Genomic DNA, 2,858 nt, shown 5'->3' with positions numbered 1-2,858 from the left:
GTTCGATTCCCCTAGGAGTCACCATTTATAATTTTATATATGCAGGTGTGGCGGAATTGGCAGACGCACTAGACTTAGGATCTAGCGCCTTTGGCATGGGGGTTCGACTCCCTTCACCTGCACCATATATGGGGGTATAGCTCAGCTGGGAGAGCACCTGCCTTGCACGCAGGGGGTCAGGAGTTCGAATCTCCTTATCTCCACCATTAAACAGTCTTATAAAAGGCTGTTTTTTTATTTTAGAAATTTAAATATTATTGGTTTTATTTTTTCTTCTAGAGATAGTTCTTTTGTAGTTGGTCTTTCAGTGTTACATTTTCTTGTATCTTGCAGTGTCATATTTATATGCAGAACACTATCCTTTATCGGATGCACGTATTCTATTAATACCTAAAATTTCAATGTTTAAGCCACATTCTTCAAATATCTCTTTTGGAAATTTACCAGATTGATTTTTCTTTATAAAAATACGTTTGAACACATCGGTATAAGTAATTGCTTTTGCAGTAACTCTCTTTATATAGTTATTTTTAATAATAGTGCAATTTATTCTTTTGAAAACAATTTATTATTCATTTTATTAACTCCTAATTTAAATTTTTTCATTATAATTATACATAAAAATAGCCTATAGAATAGATTTTTTTAGTGTCTATTCTATAGGGTACATTTTAACATTGAAAAAAGATACGGTTTTTATTTTAACTTGTAACAACCCTTATTACTCAATAGCTAAATCAAGCCACCAACTCGATATATAAGAGATTTGAATTGGAAATGAAAAACGGTTTTCAATGAAAATCTTTAATATTATATTAATAACATTACTCGAGTTATTAGTAGTTAATATATAGTTTGGAGTCTCTTCTCCATAGCCATATTGTGATCTATATATATTAATTGCAGATGGAATTGAAGGATGTCCTTCTATTAGTAGTCTAACTGGCGTAGTATGAATTTCATGTAGTTTAAATCTAATTTGTTTAAGAATAAGCTTTTTATTTGGTGGTATATTCATGAAAATTTCCTGCCGATTAACTCTACTATGCCGTGGTATTGATATATTTGAAGTTCCGCCTACTCCACCGCTTAACTGAAATCTAGTTGAAGGATATGTTTCTGATACTGGTGGTCTTTGTTCTACAGGTGGACCTGGTGGACCTTGTAGGCCTTGGGGTCCCTGTGGACCAGGTGGTCCTGGTAGTCCCTGTTCCCCTCGTAAACCTTGTGGACCACGTAATCCTTCTTTCCCAGGTGGACCTTGTAGTCCCTGGGGGCCTTGTTCTCCAGGTGAACCAGGTGGACCTTGTTGTAATGGTATCCATTGTGTCCCAGTATCATGATAAAGAATGCCTTGGTCAGTGGCTAAGAAAAGTCTGCCCACAGTATTTGCAGGAGGTCTACTTTTAAGAGGTCCTGTTTTGATAGAAGGTGCACCTCCTGTATTAATCACAAATGGAGGGGATGGATGAGATCGAGAAAGTGTGGAGCTGCCATCTTTATCCTTATGATGTTTGTGCTTACCCATATTTTTAACCCCTTATTCAATTATTATAAATTACAATATAAGATATGCATTTATCAATCAAAAAGTACTTAATAGTAAGAGCAAGTTATTATTTAATATTAACATAATGTGGTGCATTTATATAATAGGTACAGCACCTGCCTTGCACGCAAGGGGCAGGAGTTAAAAACACCTTATCTGCACCATTGAAAACAGTTTGCATAAAACTGTTTTTATTTTTTACTAATTTTTAGATAGGTATGGTTATATTTGTTTCACAGAAATCCTAAAAGTAGCAATTATTTAAATCCTTGAGTTAAGACTTAGGGATTTTTTTATTTTTTTAGCATATAATTATTAAAAAGAAATTATGAAATAGGTAAATATTTTATAAGGAGGCATGTAATTATGAAAGAAATGAAATGTTCTAATTGTGGATATATAAAGAAGTTTAATAAGATTATAGGTAATAATATAAATTCAAAAGTTAATTGTATTTATGAGGTTAGTAAGCATTCTTTTTTTAGCGTTAATAATGTATTTAATATAACAAAGATTCAGTGCCCCAAATGCGGAGAAATAGGAAGATGGATTAGGAAAGAGTAAATTTATAAATATAATTTTATTAATAACTAAATTATTTGATAAGTAAAACATAAAGTTATATTAATTCTCAAATAATAAATACAAAGTTTATTGACACAATAAATAATAAGGAGTAATACTGTATGTCAAAGAAACAATATATTTTGTGCCTAATCCCTATTATACCATTAATATGTTTAGCAATATCAAAAACTACTAATACACAATTTGCTAATTTGTCTTTAATATGGTTAGTGGTTACAAGCATATTACTAGTAATATATTTACTAAAATTAGAATAGAAAAGGGGGAAAAGTAAGCAGTAAATAAAACAAATTAATATTTATATGGGTTAAAAGGTGGAACTAGGTGTAGAAAATGTACTTAGCTCATTATATACGTTATCTGGTGTATCATCATAAGAATAATAAAGAAAAATAAAGAAATGTATAGAAAAACGAATATAATTTAATAAAATACAATATAATCAATATAACTAATTAAAATTTTATGATAAGATATTCCTTGTCGTCGCGAAAGGGCGACAAGTTAACAGCTAAATATCAATTAAAGAAAATAAAAAAGTTGTTGACAAGGACAAGTTGAGATGATATACTGAATAAGCTGTCGCAAGGCGGCAATGAAAAATTTGGTCTTTGAAAATTAAACAGAAGTAAGGAAACACAGTCAGTCAATAAATTTGAGTAAAGATTAAACTTTTAAATTGAGAGTTTGATCCTGGCTCAGGACGAACGCTGGCGGCGTG

3 protein-coding genes and 2 tRNA genes are annotated in these 2,858 nt (G+C 31.2%); 3 read left to right on the top strand and 2 right to left on the bottom strand.

Annotated elements, in window-relative coordinates:
• Positions 1–41 precede the first annotated feature (41 nt).
• Positions 42–125, top strand: a tRNA-Leu gene (locus OXH55_RS19835).
• Between the two features lie 5 nt (positions 126–130).
• Positions 131–206, top strand: a tRNA-Ala gene (locus OXH55_RS19830).
• Positions 207–355: 149 nt separating this feature from the next.
• Here OXH55_RS19830 and OXH55_RS19825 read toward each other — a convergent pair.
• Together OXH55_RS19825 and OXH55_RS19820 are read right to left on the bottom strand one after the other, a co-directional pair.
• The gene (locus OXH55_RS19825) at positions 356–535 is read right to left on the bottom strand and encodes an HTH domain-containing protein (protein WP_336296798.1); all 180 of its coding nucleotides are present in this window, start codon (positions 533–535) and stop codon (positions 356–358) included.
• A 186-nt stretch (positions 536–721) separates the two neighbouring features.
• Positions 722–1,528: a collagen-like triple helix repeat-containing protein gene (locus OXH55_RS19820; protein WP_268051880.1), complete on the bottom strand. Its 807-nt coding sequence runs from the start codon at positions 1,526–1,528 to the stop codon at positions 722–724.
• Positions 1,529–1,915: 387 nt separating this feature from the next.
• On the opposite strand from OXH55_RS19820, the gene OXH55_RS19815 reads away from it, so the two are divergent.
• Positions 1,916–2,113 carry a hypothetical protein gene (locus tag OXH55_RS19815; RefSeq protein WP_268051879.1) on the top strand — a complete coding sequence of 66 codons (198 nt, stop codon included), beginning with the start codon at positions 1,916–1,918 and terminating at the stop codon, positions 2,111–2,113.
• The last annotated feature ends 745 nt before the right edge of the window (positions 2,114–2,858 follow it).

Source organism: Clostridium ganghwense, from assembly GCF_026735165.1.
Lineage (GTDB): Bacteria > Bacillota > Clostridia > Clostridiales > Clostridiaceae > Clostridium_H > Clostridium_H ganghwense.
Note: the sequence above shows the minus strand (reverse complement) of the source record. Positions and strands in the feature narration are given on the sequence as shown.